This is a genomic window from Streptomyces sp. NPDC001507 (assembly GCF_042894765.1).
In the GTDB taxonomy this organism is placed as follows: Bacteria; Actinomycetota; Actinomycetes; order Streptomycetales; family Streptomycetaceae; genus Streptomyces.
This window is the reverse complement of the sequence record NZ_JBIAVV010000002.1, coordinates 859,092-873,312: the sequence shown is the minus strand read 5'-3', so window position 1 is coordinate 873,312 and position 14,221 is coordinate 859,092. Positions and strand designations below refer to the sequence as shown.

Genomic DNA, 14,221 nt, shown 5'->3' with positions numbered 1-14,221 from the left:
ACGTCACCCCTTCCGGCCGGGGCGGATCACCTGCAGGTTCAGGGCGGGTGCGTGGGCCAGCCCCATGGCGCGGATCGCGTCGGTCAGGGCCGCATCCAGGTCGTCCCGCACCTCGTCGAGTTCGCGGAAGTGGGAGACGGCGAGGACGTGGGCGCGGGACCGGTGCAGCCGTACCCGCACCCGGCGCACGCCGGAGATCTCCATGGCCCGGTCGCGCAGCAGCAGCTCGGCCGCGTCACGGCGCAGCCCGGCGCGGACGTCGGGGTGGGTGCGCCGCATGGGCAGCAGGTCCCGCAGGCCGGGCGTGACGGCCAGGGCGAGCAGCCACAGGCCGAGGACCGCGGCGATGCCCGCGCCCACCAGGACCCAGGTGGCGTCGAGCGGCTGCGTCGCGAGCTGACGGGCCAGTTCGCGACGCCAGTGCATGGCGGGGTGGCGGGCCCGTACGGCGCCGATGTCGTACAGGAAGGCGCCCGCGGTCACCAGGACGAGCACCGCGACCAGGGTGGCGGGGGCGCGGCGCGGGGACCAGAAGCGGGGCTCGCGGCCGGCCGGCGGTGCGGCGGCCGGTGCCGGTGGCTTCTCGATGACCGGTGTCTGCTCCGTGCTCATCACGCCCTCCCCTGCGTCCGGTCCGGGTGCAGCCGTTCGACCTGGACGGCGACCTCCCGGACGTCCATGTCCACCAACGCGCCTACCCGCTCGACCACATGTCGACGCACGGCCGCGCACCGGGCACCGATGTCGGACGGGTAGTCCAGTTCGAGGTGGATGCGGACGCGGGCCGTGTCGTGGTGCGTGACCACGGTGGCGTGCGGAGGCACGGCGTCCTTCGGGAGGGGACCGAGCGCCTCGCGGGCCGCCTGCGCGGCGATCTTCGCCACCACCCGGTCGGCGATCCGGACGGCGCCCCGCTCGCCGGGCGCCACGGCCGTCGGGCCGCCACGCGTCCCACCGCTCGCGGGGGTCATCGCCTGCGGTCGCGCCGGTCGTCACGGGTGCGGAAGAAGTCGCCGAGTTCGAGGTCCCCCTCCGCGAACCGCCCGACGACGAACCCGATGGCCCCGAGCGCCGCCACCAGCAGAAAGGCGCCGAACCCGCCGAAGTACCCGGCGAAGCCCAGCGCCATGCCGGCGATCATGCCTACGACGGCCGTACTCATGGTGCGCTCCCCTCAGCGGTCCCGGTCGACAGTTCCGGGTCGGCGGTCCCGGTCGGCGGTCCCGGTCGGCGGTCACTGGAGCCGGGACTCCGGCTCTTCTTCCTCTTCCTCCGGAAGCTTCACATCACTCACCGCGATGTTGACCTCCACCACTTCGAGACCGGTCATGCGCTCCACGGCGGCGATCACGTTCTCCCGGACCGCGCGGGCCACGTCGGCGATCGACACGCCGTAGTCCACGACGATCTCCAGGTCCAGCGCGGTCTGCACCTCGCCGACCTCGGCCTTCACGCCCCGGCTCACGGACTTGGAGCCGCCGGGCACCCGGTCGCGCACCACGCCGAAGGTGCGGGCGAGGCCGCTGCCCATCGCGTGCACCCCGACCACGTCCCTGGCCGCCAGTCCGGCGATCTTCTCCACGACTCCGTCGGCGATCGTCGTCCGTCCGCGGGTCGCCGGGTCGCCGCCGCCGCGTTTGACGGTCTTCCGGGTCTGTACCGTCGGGTCCTTCTCGGGCTCCGCCGCCATCTCCGTCATCGCCGTGCGTCCCTTCCCGTCGTCGTCCTGCGACCACGGTACGTGCGGATGTCCTGTCCTGCCCCGGAGATGCGGCAGGCTGGAGCAATGACGGCGGAGCGACGGACAGACACGCTGCGGCACCTGCTGGACCTGGGCAGGCTTCTCCCGTTGGGCGGGCCGCAGGACGGGGCGTGGCTCACGGAGCCGGCGGCGGACGCGGTCCTGCGGCGGGCGGCGGCCGGGGTGGCGGGGGTGCGGCTCGGTGCGGTGCGGATCGCTCTGGCCGATCCGGCGGAGGTGGCGGAGGCCGTCGTACCGGCGCCGCCCGGGGCGGTGCCGCCGGGGCCGCTGCGGCTGTCGGCGGAGTTCGCGGCGACGGCCGCAGAGCCGCTGCCCGCGACCGCGTCCCGGCTGCGCCGGGCACTGGCGGCGGCCGCGGAGCGGTTGGGGCTGTCGGTCGTCGAGACGGACCTGCGGGTGACCGACCTGCTGACGGAGGAGCCGGCGAAACCGGAGACCGTATCCGCGCCCCGGCCGCCGTCGGTCCGCGAGGGAGCGGATCCGGAGGGGGCCCGGGTGACGGCGGCGGCGCTGGCGGTGCCGGGGGTGGCCCGGGTGACGGGAGCACTGAGCCGGGAGGTCCACTTCGACACCGCGCTGCCGCGCCGGCACGTGCGGGTGGAAGTGGCCCTGACCGACGACGGCCCGCGAGCCGTGGAGGTGGCCCGCCGGGTCCGTACGGCGGTCGGCGAGGCGCTCGCCGACCGGCCGACGGTGGCCGTGCTGGTGACGAGCGTCGCCTGAAACAGGCCCCGTAAGGGGGCGCGGGGGCTGAGGCCCTCCGTAAGGGGCGCGGGGCTGCAGCGCCCCGTCGGGGGCGCGGGGCTGCAGCGCCCCGTCGGGGGCGCGGGGAACTGCGCGACCAGCCCCCACCGGCCCGCGGGGAACTGCGCACCTGCCCCACCGGCCCGCGGGGAACTGCGCACCTGCCCCACCGGCCCCCGGTGACCTACTCGCCCACCCCGGCCAGGTCCCGCAGCCGCCGAGCCTGCGCCTGCCGCTCCGCGGCCCGCTGCTCGTCGTACGTGCGGCCACTCGCGCCCCGCAGCAACGCCTTGGTCTCCACGACGGCATCCCGCGGCGCGGCCAGCAGCGCCCCGGCCAGGTCCCGTACCGCCGCGTCGAGTTCGCCCACCGGCACCGCGACGTTCGCCAGCCCGGAGGCCACCGCCTCCTCGGCCTGGACGTAGCGTCCGGTCGCGCAGATCTCCAGCGCACGGGCGTAGCCCACCAGGGAGACGAGCGGGTGCGTGCCGGTCAGGTCGGGCACCAGCCCGAGGCTCGTCTCGCGCATGGCGAACTGCACGTCGTCCGCGACGACGCGCAGGTCACACGCGAGGGCCAGCTGGAAGCCGGCCCCGATGGCGTGCCCCTGCACGGCGGCGACCGACACGATGTCGCTCTGCCGCCACCAGGTGAACGCCTCCTGGAACTCGGCGATGGACGCGTCGAGTTCGGCGTCGTCACGGCGCGCGAGCTCGATGAAGGTCGGCTCGCCGGGGATCCCCTCCGGCGTGAACATCTGCCGGTCGAGGCCCGCGGAGAAGGACTGTCCCTCACCGCGCAGCACGACCACCCGGACCGACCCTGGCAGCGACCGCCCGGCCTCGGCCAACGCCCGCCACAGTGCGGGGCTCTGGGCGTTGCGCTTGGCCGGGTTGGTCAGCGTCACCGTGGCGAGTGCGTCGTCGACGGTGAGCCGTACGCCGTCCTTGTCGAGTACAGGAGCGAGGTCCTGGTCGGGCGAAGCCATGGGGCGCCTCCGATGTGTGCGGTCATCACGCATTGCCGTACGGCATGCTAAGTGACTGCACAGTAACCACCCGGCCGATCACTCGACCGACCGGGTGGCCACCATCGAAGCCGATGGGCCGCCCGGGGTCAGGACGCGGCTTTCTTGCCCCGCGTCGCCCCGCCACGCCCACGCAGCGTGACACCCGACTCGCTGAGCATCCGGTGGACGAAGCCATACGAGCGGCCGGTTTCCTCGGCCAGTGCCCGAATGCTCGCACCGGAGTCGTACTTCTTCTTCAGGTCTGCCGCGAGCTTGTCGCGCGCGGCGCCGGTCACCCGGCTGCCCTTCTTCAGAGTCTCGGCCACCCGTGCCTCCTCATGGGAAGTGCGCTCTGGTCCCCTCATGATCACCCCTCCGGGGCGTGATGGCCACCCATTCGGCAAGGTCCGTGAGACATCGTTGTGACGACAGGAGTGCATCCCCACATGCGGAATACGCGATTCCGCCACGGGTCGTCCGTGAGCCCGAACGGGTTCTTCCGTGAAGTGCCAGGTCAGGCGCGCAGAACGGCCGATCCCCTGTCGACAAAGGGATCGGCCGCGAAATCGATGTAGGACACACCTCGATACGAGGAGATCTCACACAGATGATGGATCACCGATAGGCCGAATGATCCATAGCCAGTGGATCAGGCATTCGATCACAGCACGGCGACGGGATCGGTTCTCAGGCGAGGGCGACCAGATCCGCGTAGTCGGCGCCCCACAGGTCCTCGACGCCGTCGGGCAGCAGGATGATCCGCTCGGGCTGCAGCGCCTCGACGGCACCCTCGTCGTGGGTGACGAGGACGACGGCGCCCTTGTAGGTGCGCAGGGCGCCGAGGATCTCCTCGCGGCTGGCGGGGTCGAGGTTGTTGGTCGGTTCGTCCAGGAGCAGGACGTTCGCGGCGGAGACGACCAGGGTGGCGAGGGCGAGGCGGGTCTTCTCGCCGCCGGAGAGGACCCCGGCCGGCTTGTCGACGTCGTCGCCGGAGAACAGGAACGAGCCCAGCACCTTGCGGACCTCGACGAGGTCCATGTCGGGCGCCGACGAGCGCATGTTCTCCAGGACCGTGCGGTCCGGGTCGAGGGTCTCGTGCTCCTGCGCGTAGTAGCCGAGCTTGAGGCCGTGCCCCTCGATGACCTCGCCGGTGTCGGGCTGCTCGACGCCGCCGAGGAGACGCAGCAGGGTGGTCTTGCCGGCGCCGTTGAGGCCCAGGATGACGACCCGGGAGCCCTTGTCGATGGCCAGGTCGACGTCGGTGAAGATCTCCAGCGAGCCGTACGACTTCGACAGTCCCTCGGCGGTCAGCGGGGTCTTGCCGCAGGGCGCGGGCTCCGGGAAGCGCAGCTTGGCGACCTTGTCGGAGACACGGACGGCGTCCAGGCCCGCCAGCAGCTTGTCGGCGCGGCGGGCCATGTTCTGCGCGGCGACCGTCTTGGTGGCCTTGGCGCGCATCTTGTCGGCCTGGGAGTGCAGTGCGGCGGCCTTCTTCTCGGCGTTGGCACGCTCGCGCTTGCGGCGCTTCTCGTCGGCCTCGCGCTGCTGCTGGTAGAGCTTCCAGCCCATGTTGTAGACGTCGATCTGGGAGCGGTTGGCGTCCAGGTAGAAGACCTTGTTGACGACCGTCTCGACCAGGTCGACGTCGTGGGAGATCACGATGAAGCCGCCGCGGTAGGTCTTCAGGTAGTCGCGCAGCCAGACGATCGAGTCCGCGTCGAGGTGGTTGGTCGGCTCGTCGAGCAGGAGCGTGTCCGCGTCGGAGAAGAGGATGCGGGCCAGCTCGATACGGCGGCGCTGACCGCCGGAGAGCGTGTGCAGGGGCTGGCCGAGCACCCGGTCGGGCAGGTTGAGCGCGGCGGCGATGGTGGCGGCCTCGGCCTCGGCGGAGTACCCGCCCTTGGTGAGGAACTCGGTCTCCTGGCGCTCGTACTGCCTGAGCGCCTTCTCGCGGGTGGCGCCCTGGCCGTTGGCGATGCGCTGCTCGTTCTCGCGCATCTTGCGGATCAGGACGTCCAGGCCGCGGGCGGAGAGGATGCGGTCGCGGGCGAGGACGTCGAGGTCGCCGGTGCGGGGGTCCTGCGGGAGGTAGCCGACCTCGCCGGAGCGGGTGACGGTGCCCGCGGCGGGGATGCCGTCGCCGGCCAGCACCTTGGTGAGGGTCGTCTTGCCGGCGCCGTTGCGGCCGACCAGACCGATGCGGTCGCCCTTGGCGACACGGAACGTGGCGTTCTCGATGAGGACGCGCGCACCGGCGCGCAACTCGATACCGGAGGCGGAGATCACGGACAGACTCCAGAGCGTACGGATACTGACGGGTGGACGGCTGAGGACGTTCCCGCCGTCTAATGCGCGAGGAGAATGGCCATGGGCCAAGTCTAACGGGGCGGCGCAAGCGCTTTTTCGGTGCGCGGGTGTTCGGGGCGCCCCGCGCGGGGCGGCTCGTTGCCCAGCGGGGTGCGGTGCGGGGCGATTCCGCCCAGGTCGTCCACGGCGACGAGCTGCGCGGTCCAGGCGCCCCGCGCACACGGCTGGGCGACGAGCAGGGCGTGGCCGTGACGTACGGCACGTTCGGGGCGGAAGGCGCAGCCCGCGCGGGCGGGCAGCACCCAGCGCAGGTCGCCGTCGGCGGTGCGGTACGCGGCGATCCGGGACGGGGTGACGACCGCGAGGATGCCGCGGCCCAGGGGTCGCAGGACGCCGGCGCCGCCCCGGGCGCGCAGCCAGTCGGTCGCCGCGGGCAGGGCGCGGTGCCAGCGCACGGAGCGGCCGTCGGTGTCGGTGACGAGTCCGTCGTCCCAGACGGTGATCGCCTGCCCGCGCGTGGGCAGCACGGTGAGCGGGCGCCGGCCCGGGCGCGCGTACCGCCAGCGCAGGGTCCGCCCGTCGTACGCCTCGACGACGCCGCCACGCGCGCGTGCGGTGTGCGCGGGCGGGCCGGAGGTGAGGTGGTCGCCGTAGGGGGCGGGGCGGATCTGGTGGGCGACGGCGAGCATCCCGGCCGCCAGGAACAGGGCGAGGGCGAGAAGGCGCTTGACGGGCCGGCGGGCGGAGGGCGTCCTCGGGAGGGCGCTCGCGGGCCGGTGCGGGAAGGTGGCCGGGGGCCGCTCCCGGCGGGCCGTGGCGGACTGCTCCAGGAGGGCTCCGGTCTCGGGTGGCGCGGTTCTCCTGTGCCGCAGAACGGCCGCTCCTTCCCACATCGGTGCCCGGCCGGGCGCCCCTGTGCCACGGGTCAGGCGCAGAGCGTAGCCACGCCCGCGGCGGACGGGCGTGCGTGACGCGGGGGGCGGGGCGGGACGTCGCCCGTTCGGGCGGCGGTCCGGTCATCGGCACGTAGTGGCGGCGCGGCTGCCGCAAGGTGGTGGCGGGGGACGGTGCGAGCAGAAGGCGGTGCCCCGTGCAGTTCGACGACGACGCGAACCTGGACACCTCCGAGGTGCAGGACGTGCCGGGCAGCCGGATCCCGGGCGGCAGGAAGACCGTGGGCGGTGGGGCCGTTCTACTGCCCCGGCGACCGGACGGTCTATCCGGACCTCGGTTTCTTCGACGAACTGCGGTCCGAGTCGGCGCGAGCGGCGGCCGTTCGCGCAGGCGTACGTCGTGGCGCACGAGTACGGGCACCATGTGCAGGACCTGATGGGCACGTTACGCAGGTCGCAGTCCAACCTGACGGGTGTGAAGAGCAATTCGGTGCGGCTGGAGCTGCAGTCCGACTGCTACGCCGGGGTGTGGGCGCACCTCGCCACGGCCACGAAGGACGAGTAGACCGGCCGCCCGCTGATCACCAGCCTGACGACCGCGGACATCCGGGACGGTCTTGACGCGGCGGGGGCCGTGGGCGACGACCGGATCCAGGAGCGGTTCCAGGGCCGGGTGACGCCTGAGACCTGGACCCACGGGTCGGCCGAGCAGCGGCAGCAGTGGTTCTGCCAGGGCTACCGGAGCGGCGACATGGCGCGCCGCGACACCTTCGGGTGAGCTGCTGACCTGCAACGACGGTACGAGCCGGGGGCGTTGTCAGTGCCGGGTGCAAGACTGGGGACCAGGCCGGAACGACGGCTTTCGGGGGACCGACGCACGAGGGAGTGATCGGGATGGCGGGCACGAGTGGCGGGCGGCCGAGCATCTATCCGTCGCTGCTTTACACGGACGCGAAGGCGGCGATCAAGCAGCTGACGGAGGCTTTCGGCTTCACCGAACTGTCGGTGTACGAGGGTGAGGACGGGATGGTGCTCCACGCCGAGCTGATGCAGGGCAACGGCGCGGTCATGCTCGGCTCCAGGGGCCGCGGCGGCCGGTTCGACGCGGCGATGGAGGGCGGCGGTCCGACCGGCGTGTACATCGTCGTGGACGACGTCGACGCACACCACCAACGCGCCGTCGACCACGGCGCCGAGATCCTGATGCCCCCGACCGATCAGGACTACGGTTCGCGCGACTACATGGCACGGGACGTCGAGGGCAACATCTGGAGCTTCGGCACGTACGCCCCGGAGATAGCCGGCTGAACTGTTCGGGCAGCGGCCCGTAGGGGGCGCCGGGGGCAGCTCGCGGCGCTTCCGAGGCCGCGCTCAGCCTCCGGTGTGCACCTGGAAGGCGGCCCGGCGGACGGCCTTGGCCAGCGCCGGGTCGGGGTGGGCGGCGGCGAGCGCGACCAGGACCTGCACGGTGCGCGGATGGCCGACGGCACGGACCTCGTCGAGCAGCGCCGGGACGGTGGGCTGCAGCGCCGCCTCCAGGTGGCGGACGAGCAGCGGTGCCTCGCCGTGGTCGGCGACCGCGGCGGCCGTGTCCACCCAGAGCCAGGTGGCCTCCTCCCGGGTGAGCACCTCGTGGGCGTCCTCGGGGTCGACCCCGTCGTGCTCGGCCAGCCACAGCAGGGCGTACGGCCGCAGGGTCGGCTCGTCGACGACCGCGCGGACGTCGGGTTCGGCGGGGGCGCCGACGACGCGCAGCGCCTCGAAGGCGAGGCCGCGCAGCAGGGCGTCCTCGCCGCGGGCGGCGTCCACGAGTTCGGTGACGGCGCTGCCGACGGGGCGGGCGGCGAGCCAGGCGCGGTACTCGGCGCGGGCCGCGTTGGGGCGCAGCTGGGCGCAGCCGCGCAGCATCTCCTCGGCGGCGACCTCGATGTTGCCCGCAGGGCTCTGCGCGGCGACGCAGATCTGCTCCAGCTTGACCCAGACCGCCCAGCTGCCCAGCGGGGTGAGGGTGGCCTGGCCGTCGCCGTAGGTCAGCGCGCCGACGGAGGCGAGGGCGTGCAGGGCCCAGTCGAGGAGGGGGGCGAGCTCGGCCTCGTCGGCGGGGGCCGGGTCCTCGGCCGGGGCGTGCTCCGCCGGGTCGGCGTCGGCGGAGCGCACGGCGGCGAGGGGGCGGGCGGTCCCGGTGCCGTGCTCCGTGTCGTAGGGGACCTCGCAGCGCTCGGTGCGCAGTTCGGTGACCCGCTGTCCCAGCAGGTCCAGGAGCTGCTCGACCGGGACGGGACCGGCGGACAGCTGGAGGAAGGAGAGCACCTGGGGCATGGCCGAGACGACCTCGGCGACGGCGGCGGGCTCGAACGCGGCGGGCTCCGGGTACGCGAGCGACCAGGCGTCGAACAGGGCGACCCAGCCGCGCAGCACGGCGCTGTCGTCGCGGTCCCAGGCGCGCAGACGCCAGCCGGGGCGAGCGCTGTCCCCGTGCACCTCGACCAGTCCTGCGAGGCGGGCGGTGTCCCAGTCGGCGCGGACCTGAGCGGTGGTCAGGCCCAGGTCGTCGGACGCGCGTTCGGCGGACGCGTCGGAGAGCGTGGCCTTGCCGTCGGCGGTCGCACCGTCGCTGCCCGGCCCGAGGGCCGCGTCGGCCCAGCGGGCGACGCGGGCCGCGCCGGCCAGGCCGGAGCGTGCCATTCTGGCCAGCTCGGCGGGGGCCGGGGTGCCCTCCGGCGGGCGTGGTGCGGGGCGGCGCGCGGGCCGCTGGTTCATCGCTCGGGGGGCGGCGGCCAGGGGTCGCGTTCGGACGAGTCGAAGCCTTGAGTCGCGCGGGATACGGGACGTCACGGGTGCAGTCTTCCGGTTGACGGTCCGAAAACCCAAACGGAATGTCACGGCGGGCGACGGGGCTGGCCAACGCACGCGGTGCGAGGGGAGGCGAGGAGACACGTTCAGGCCAGTGGTACGGCGTTAAACGGAACCTCCGGAACCGGCCGGAACCAGGGTTGCCGGCTCGGGGCGGGGAGCGGGCGGGGACGCGGAGGGGAAGGACCGGCGGGTGCGGGAAGAATCACATCGGGGGCGCCACAGGATGCCAGGGGACTCTCGCCCCGGCGCGCGCTCCCCCGGCGCGCGCCCGTGGAGCGCGCGCCGGGGCGCATCACATCAGGGGCGTGAGGAATCGGCGCAGCCGTTCCTCGTACTCCTCCGGGTCGGCGTTCCACATGGCGCCGTGCGGGGCGTCCGGGACGGTGTGCAGGGCCACCAGGTCGGGGCGCCGCTCGGCGAGCCAGCGGGAGTACACCCAGGGGGCAACCGCGTCGTCCGGGCCGTGCACGATCAGGGTGGGCACCGTGAGCTGGTCCGGGTCGACGGGGTCGGCGGCGTGGTCGGCGTGCAGGCCGGCGCGGCCCTGGGCGGCGCGTACCGCGAGCGGCAGCAGGGGCTCGGGGGTGTGCCGGGCCTGGGCGAGGGCGCGCAGGGTGGCCTCCCAGCTGAGTACCGGGGAGTCCAGGACGAGGCCGGAGATCCGCTCGCGCAGTGCCGAGTGGGCGGCGGCGCGCAGCGCCATGGTGGCGCCGGTGGACCAGCCGTGCAGGACGACGCGGCGGGCGCCGTAGCGGACGGCGTAGCGGATCGCCGCGTCCAGGTCGCGCCACTCGCTCTCACCGAGGTGGTTCAGCCCGTCCGGCGGGCGCGGGGCGCCGAGGTCGCCGCGGTAGGCGAGGGCGAGCACCGGCAGGTGCCGGGCGTGCAGGAACGCCATGACGTTCATGGCGAGCTCGCGGGTGGTGCCGAGGCCGTGCACCGCGATCACCCAGGTGTCCCGCTGGCCGGGCACGAACCAGGCGGGCAGCGGGCCGAGTTCGCCGGGCAGGTCGATGTCGGCGTACTCCAGGCCCAGAGCCGTGCCCGGGTTGCCGACGTGGACGTTGGCGGTGAGCCAGGCCCGGTCGCCGGTCTCGAAGGTGCCGTGGGTCACCCGCTCCAGTCGCCGCACGACAGTGTCGGCGGTGTTCGCGGCGGATTCCAGGACGGCACCGACCACCGCGTGCGAGCCGTCGCCGGCCAGCCCGTAGGTGCCGGGGCGCAGCGAGGCGAGGTCGCGGGTGAGGGTGATGCGGCCGGCCGCGGTGCCGTGCACGGTGAGCCGGGGTTCGGTGGGCAGGGGCCGGCCGGGCGGTGCCTTCAGCGCGGCGTCACTCGCGAACCGCCCCGCGGCCACGCCGGCCGCACCGGCGGCGAGTACGGCACCGACGGCAGCGGCCGTGACTTTGACTGGGCGCACCTGTCCAGTGTCGGGGCGGACATCGGCGGCGGCCAGTGGAGGAGGGAGAAATCGACGAAGCCACTGGGTCCGCCTTCCCGCCCTGCCGGGGTTCACCCCTCCGTCTGCCCGTATCCCCTCAGCTTCTCCCCGGCCTCGGCCACCTGGTCCGGGGAGAGCAGGCTCGGGGTCAGGCCCGGTACCGCGGACGCCGTCAGCCACAGGCGGCACATCCACTCCAGCTGGGCGGTGCGGTCGTAGGCCTGGGTGAGGGTGGCGCCGTAGGTGATCGTGCCGTGGTTCTGGAGGAGGCAGCCGGAGCGGTCGGCCAGGGCGCGGAGCATGTTCTCGGCCAACTCGTCGGTGCCGTACGTCGCATAGGGGGCAACCCGGACCGCGCCGCCGAGGGCGGCGGACATGTAGTGGATCGCCGGCAGTTCGGCAACGAGCGTGGAGACGGCCGTCGCGTGGACGGCGTGGGTGTGGACGACGGCCCCGGCGTCGGTGCTGCCGTAGACCGCGAGGTGCATCGGCAGCTCGCTGGTCGGGACCCGGGTGCCGAGCACCCGGCGGCCGGCGAGGTCGACGCCCGTCACGTCGTGCGGACCGAGCCGGTCGTAGGGCACGCCCGACGGCGTGACCAGCACGGTGTCGCCGACGCGGACGGAGACGTTGCCGGAGGTGCCGACGACCAGCCCGTCGGAGACCGCGCGGCGGGCGGTGGCGACGAGTTCGAGCCAGGCGTCCGCCTCCTCCGCGCGCGCATCCCGCCTTCGCGGCTCCGACACACCTTGTGCGCCGGCCCGTCCGTCCCGTCCGCCACGCTGGTCCCGCCGCTGTTCAGCCATGGCCCGATCCTGTCAGGCGATGCCCCAACCAGCCCGCACGGCAGGGCACTTTAGGCCGGACGTCCCGAATCCTGTAGAGCGCAAACCATCACAGAGAGGGCGATTTCCCGGCTTGGCCAGGCTTGGCCGAAGATCGCCGAGGATACGCCGATCTTCCACTAATCTCTGGACGATTTTTCCTACACGTCGCCATTCCGGGGGGAAACATGGCCCGTGACCGTATTCCGTCGTCTCGCCACCGCGTCCGCGTCCTCGCGGCGTCCGTGGCGGCGCTCGCCCTCGCGGCCGCCGCGACCGCGTTCGCCGGGACGCCCGCGTCCGCGGCGAGCCCGCCGAAGGGGCACGACGTCTCCTCGCACCAGAAGAACGTCGACTGGCCGGGCGCCCGGGCGAAGGGCGCCAGGTTCGTATACATCAAGGCCACCGAGTCCACCACCTACCGCAACCCGTACTTCGACCAGCAGTACAACGGCTCGCGCGAGGCCGGAATCAGGCGGGGCGCGTACCATTTCGCCCTGCCGGACAAGTCGTCGGGCGCCCGGCAGGCCGCGTACTTCGTGAGCCACGGCGGCACCTGGACGGCGGACGGCTGGACGCTGCCGCCCGCGCTCGACGTCGAGTACAACCCGTACGACAAGAAGCACAGGTGCTACGGGCTGAGCAGCTCCCGGATGGTCGAGTGGATCAGGTCCTTCAGTGACGAGCTGGAGCGGGAGACCGGCCGGCGGCCGGTGATCTACACGACCACGAACTGGTGGAACCTCTGCACCGGCGGCAGCAGCGCCTTCGCCGCCGACCACGCGCTGTGGATCGCCCGCCACGGCGCGGCGGACGCCGGGACACTGCCGGCCGGATGGTCGTCGTGGACCTTCTGGCAGTACGACAACAACGGCAGCCTGCCGGGTGACCAGAATCTCTTCAACGGGTCGGCGGGCCGCCTGAAGGCGTTCGCCCTGGGCCGCTGAACCAAGGGGCGACCGGGTCGCCGGACCGGAACCGGGACGGCGGCCTCGCCCCACTCCGACCTCGTTCGCCTGGAAGTCGATTTCATACACCACCACGTCCGCCCCAGTTCACCTTCCGTTCATCCAGGTTGCCTACGGTCCAACGAACAATGACCTCGAAAGATTGTTTGGGTAAATGGAAAACTTCTCGCTGATCCTCGCGATTGTGGTAGTAACCGCACTCGCGTTTGATTTCACGAACGGTTTCCACGACACCGCCAACGCGATGGCCACGACCATCTCGACCGGTGCGCTCAAGCCCAAGATCGCGGTGGCCATGTCCGCCGCGCTCAACCTGGTGGGCGCCTTCCTCTCGGTGGAGGTCGCCAACACGATCTCCAAGGGTCTCGTCGACGAGAACGGCATTCGTCCCGAGGTCATCTTCGCCGCCCTCGTCGGCGCCATCCTCTGGAATCTGGTGACCTGGCTGGTGGGCCTGCCCTCCAGTTCCTCGCACGCCCTCATGGGCGGTCTGATCGGCGCCACCGTCGCCTCCGCCGGCTTCGGCGCGGTCCACGGCGACGTGCTCGTCACCAAGGTCCTGCTCCCTGCGGTCGCCGCCCCCGTGGTCGCCGGCCTCGCGGCGGCGCTCTCCACCCGCCTCTCCTACACGCTCTCGAAGAACGCCGAGGACGAGGCCACCCGCAAGGGCTACCGCGCCGGCCAGATCGCCTCCGCCGGCCTGGTCTCGCTCGCGCACGGCACCAACGACGCGCAGAAGACGATGGGCATCATCACCCTCGCGCTGATCGCGGGCGGCTCGATCGCCCCCGGCTCGAACCCTCCCACCTGGGTCATCCTCTCCGCCGGCCTCGCCATCGCGCTCGGCACCTACATCGGCGGCTGGCGGATCATCCGCACCATGGGCACGGGCCTGACCGACCTGCAGCCGCAGCAGGGCTTCGCCGCCCAGACCAGCGCGGCCACCGCCATCCTGGCCTCCTCCCACCTCGGCTTCTCGCTCTCCACCACGCACGTCGTCTCCGGTTCCGTGATGGGCGCGGGCCTCGGCCGCAAGGGCGGCGCGGTCCGCTGGTCCACCGCGACCCGCATGATGATCGCCTGGGTGCTCACCCTCCCCGCCGCCGCGGTGGTCGGCGCGCTCGCCGAGTCCGTGACGGACCTCGGCGACTGGGGCACGGCCGCCGTCGCCGTCTTCCTCGTGGCCGCCAGTGCCGCGATCTGGAAGCTCTCCCGCCGCGAGGTCGTGGACAGCAGCAACGTCGTCGGCACCGAGGAGCCGGCCGGCGTGGTGACCGCGGCGATCGCCGCCGTTACCCCGCCGCCCGCGGGCCCGGTCACGGTCACGGACGATCTGACCGCCACCATCCCCGCCCCCGCCTCCGCATCCGCCCCGGCCGCTCCCGCGACCGACCCGGCCGCCACCGTCTGACCCCGA

15 protein-coding genes and 1 pseudogene are annotated in these 14,221 nt (G+C 73.1%); 5 read left to right on the top strand and 11 right to left on the bottom strand.

Features of this window, described 5'->3' with window-relative positions:
* Positions 1–3 precede the first annotated feature (3 nt).
* From ACFY0K_RS10115 to ACFY0K_RS10100, 4 genes are all read right to left on the bottom strand, one after another.
* Positions 4–612, bottom strand: a complete 609-nt coding sequence (locus ACFY0K_RS10115) for a DUF6286 domain-containing protein (protein WP_390639411.1) — start codon at positions 610–612, stop codon at positions 4–6.
* Entirely contained in the window at positions 612–971 is a 360-nt protein-coding gene (locus tag ACFY0K_RS10110) for an Asp23/Gls24 family envelope stress response protein (RefSeq protein WP_382732464.1), read from the bottom strand. The genes ACFY0K_RS10115 and ACFY0K_RS10110 overlap by 1 nt, the downstream gene beginning before the upstream one ends.
* The gene (locus tag ACFY0K_RS10105; RefSeq protein ID WP_390639410.1) at positions 968–1,162 is read right to left on the bottom strand and encodes a hypothetical protein; all 195 of its coding nucleotides are present in this window, start codon (positions 1,160–1,162) and stop codon (positions 968–970) included. The genes ACFY0K_RS10110 and ACFY0K_RS10105 overlap by 4 nt, the downstream gene beginning before the upstream one ends.
* A gap of 72 nt (positions 1,163–1,234) precedes the next feature.
* Positions 1,235–1,699, bottom strand: coding sequence for an Asp23/Gls24 family envelope stress response protein (locus tag ACFY0K_RS10100; protein ID WP_388597418.1), 465 nt, complete (start codon positions 1,697–1,699; stop codon positions 1,235–1,237).
* Between the two features lie 87 nt (positions 1,700–1,786).
* On the opposite strand from ACFY0K_RS10100, the gene ACFY0K_RS10095 reads away from it, so the two are divergent.
* Positions 1,787–2,485, top strand: a complete 699-nt coding sequence (locus ACFY0K_RS10095; RefSeq protein ID WP_390639409.1) for a nucleopolyhedrovirus P10 family protein — start codon at positions 1,787–1,789, stop codon at positions 2,483–2,485.
* Between the two features lie 205 nt (positions 2,486–2,690).
* On the opposite strand, the gene ACFY0K_RS10090 is transcribed toward ACFY0K_RS10095, so the two are convergent.
* From ACFY0K_RS10090 to ACFY0K_RS10075, 4 genes are all read right to left on the bottom strand, one after another.
* The gene (locus tag ACFY0K_RS10090; RefSeq protein WP_390639408.1) at positions 2,691–3,494 is read right to left on the bottom strand and encodes an enoyl-CoA hydratase/isomerase family protein; all 804 of its coding nucleotides are present in this window, start codon (positions 3,492–3,494) and stop codon (positions 2,691–2,693) included.
* A gap of 128 nt (positions 3,495–3,622) precedes the next feature.
* Positions 3,623–3,841 (bottom strand): helix-turn-helix domain-containing protein, encoded by a 219-nt coding sequence (locus ACFY0K_RS10085; protein WP_046727957.1) that lies wholly within the window; start codon positions 3,839–3,841, stop codon positions 3,623–3,625.
* Positions 3,842–4,202: 361 nt separating this feature from the next.
* The gene (locus tag ACFY0K_RS10080) at positions 4,203–5,801 is read right to left on the bottom strand and encodes an ABC-F family ATP-binding cassette domain-containing protein (RefSeq protein ID WP_351958496.1); all 1,599 of its coding nucleotides are present in this window, start codon (positions 5,799–5,801) and stop codon (positions 4,203–4,205) included.
* Between the two features lie 92 nt (positions 5,802–5,893).
* A complete protein-coding gene (locus ACFY0K_RS10075; RefSeq protein ID WP_390639407.1) occupies positions 5,894–6,715 on the bottom strand; it encodes a hypothetical protein in 822 nt (273 codons plus the stop codon).
* 282 nt (positions 6,716–6,997) lie between these two features.
* On the opposite strand from ACFY0K_RS10075, the pseudogene ACFY0K_RS10070 reads away from it, so the two are divergent.
* Positions 6,998–7,493, top strand: a pseudogene (locus tag ACFY0K_RS10070) (neutral zinc metallopeptidase); the annotation flags it as partial.
* A 116-nt stretch (positions 7,494–7,609) separates the two neighbouring features.
* Entirely contained in the window at positions 7,610–8,023 is a 414-nt protein-coding gene (locus ACFY0K_RS10065; RefSeq protein ID WP_390639406.1) for a VOC family protein, read from the top strand.
* A 63-nt stretch (positions 8,024–8,086) separates the two neighbouring features.
* On the opposite strand, the gene ACFY0K_RS10060 is transcribed toward ACFY0K_RS10065, so the two are convergent.
* From ACFY0K_RS10060 to ACFY0K_RS10050, 3 genes are all read right to left on the bottom strand, one after another.
* On the bottom strand, positions 8,087–9,475 hold the full coding sequence (locus ACFY0K_RS10060; RefSeq protein WP_390639405.1) for a hypothetical protein: 1,389 nt from the start codon (positions 9,473–9,475) through the stop codon (positions 8,087–8,089).
* A gap of 388 nt (positions 9,476–9,863) precedes the next feature.
* Positions 9,864–10,991, bottom strand: coding sequence for an alpha/beta hydrolase family protein (locus ACFY0K_RS10055; protein WP_390639404.1), 1,128 nt, complete (start codon positions 10,989–10,991; stop codon positions 9,864–9,866).
* 92 nt (positions 10,992–11,083) lie between these two features.
* Positions 11,084–11,818: a class II aldolase/adducin family protein gene (locus ACFY0K_RS10050; RefSeq protein ID WP_390639403.1), complete on the bottom strand. Its 735-nt coding sequence runs from the start codon at positions 11,816–11,818 to the stop codon at positions 11,084–11,086.
* A gap of 206 nt (positions 11,819–12,024) precedes the next feature.
* Here ACFY0K_RS10050 and ACFY0K_RS10045 point away from each other — a divergent pair, with 206 nt between their 5' ends.
* Both ACFY0K_RS10045 and ACFY0K_RS10040 read left to right on the top strand, forming a co-directional pair.
* Positions 12,025–12,783, top strand: a complete 759-nt coding sequence (locus tag ACFY0K_RS10045) for a lysozyme (RefSeq protein WP_390639402.1) — start codon at positions 12,025–12,027, stop codon at positions 12,781–12,783.
* Between the two features lie 175 nt (positions 12,784–12,958).
* Positions 12,959–14,215, top strand: coding sequence for an anion permease (locus ACFY0K_RS10040; protein WP_390639401.1), 1,257 nt, complete (start codon positions 12,959–12,961; stop codon positions 14,213–14,215).
* The last annotated feature ends 6 nt before the right edge of the window (positions 14,216–14,221 follow it).

Excerpts from the sequence above, each read along its gene's own strand:
- ACFY0K_RS10115 (WP_390639411.1), bottom strand. The coding sequence starts at position 612 with ATGAGCACGGAGCAGACACCGGTCATCGAGAAGCCACCGGCACCGGCC.
- ACFY0K_RS10110 (WP_382732464.1), bottom strand. The coding sequence starts at position 971 with ATGACCCCCGCGAGCGGTGGGACGCGTGGCGGCCCGACGGCCGTGGCG.
- ACFY0K_RS10105 (WP_390639410.1), bottom strand. The coding sequence starts at position 1,162 with ATGAGTACGGCCGTCGTAGGCATGATCGCCGGCATGGCGCTGGGCTTC.
- ACFY0K_RS10100 (WP_388597418.1), bottom strand. The coding sequence starts at position 1,699 with ATGACGGAGATGGCGGCGGAGCCCGAGAAGGACCCGACGGTACAGACC.
- ACFY0K_RS10095 (WP_390639409.1), top strand. The coding sequence starts at position 1,787 with ATGACGGCGGAGCGACGGACAGACACGCTGCGGCACCTGCTGGACCTG.
- ACFY0K_RS10090 (WP_390639408.1), bottom strand. The coding sequence starts at position 3,494 with ATGGCTTCGCCCGACCAGGACCTCGCTCCTGTACTCGACAAGGACGGC.
- ACFY0K_RS10075 (WP_390639407.1), bottom strand. The coding sequence starts at position 6,715 with ATGTGGGAAGGAGCGGCCGTTCTGCGGCACAGGAGAACCGCGCCACCC.
- ACFY0K_RS10065 (WP_390639406.1), top strand. The coding sequence starts at position 7,610 with ATGGCGGGCACGAGTGGCGGGCGGCCGAGCATCTATCCGTCGCTGCTT.
- ACFY0K_RS10060 (WP_390639405.1), bottom strand. The coding sequence starts at position 9,475 with ATGAACCAGCGGCCCGCGCGCCGCCCCGCACCACGCCCGCCGGAGGGC.
- ACFY0K_RS10050 (WP_390639403.1), bottom strand. The coding sequence starts at position 11,818 with ATGGCTGAACAGCGGCGGGACCAGCGTGGCGGACGGGACGGACGGGCC.
- ACFY0K_RS10045 (WP_390639402.1), top strand. The coding sequence starts at position 12,025 with ATGGCCCGTGACCGTATTCCGTCGTCTCGCCACCGCGTCCGCGTCCTC.
- ACFY0K_RS10040 (WP_390639401.1), top strand. The coding sequence starts at position 12,959 with ATGGAAAACTTCTCGCTGATCCTCGCGATTGTGGTAGTAACCGCACTC.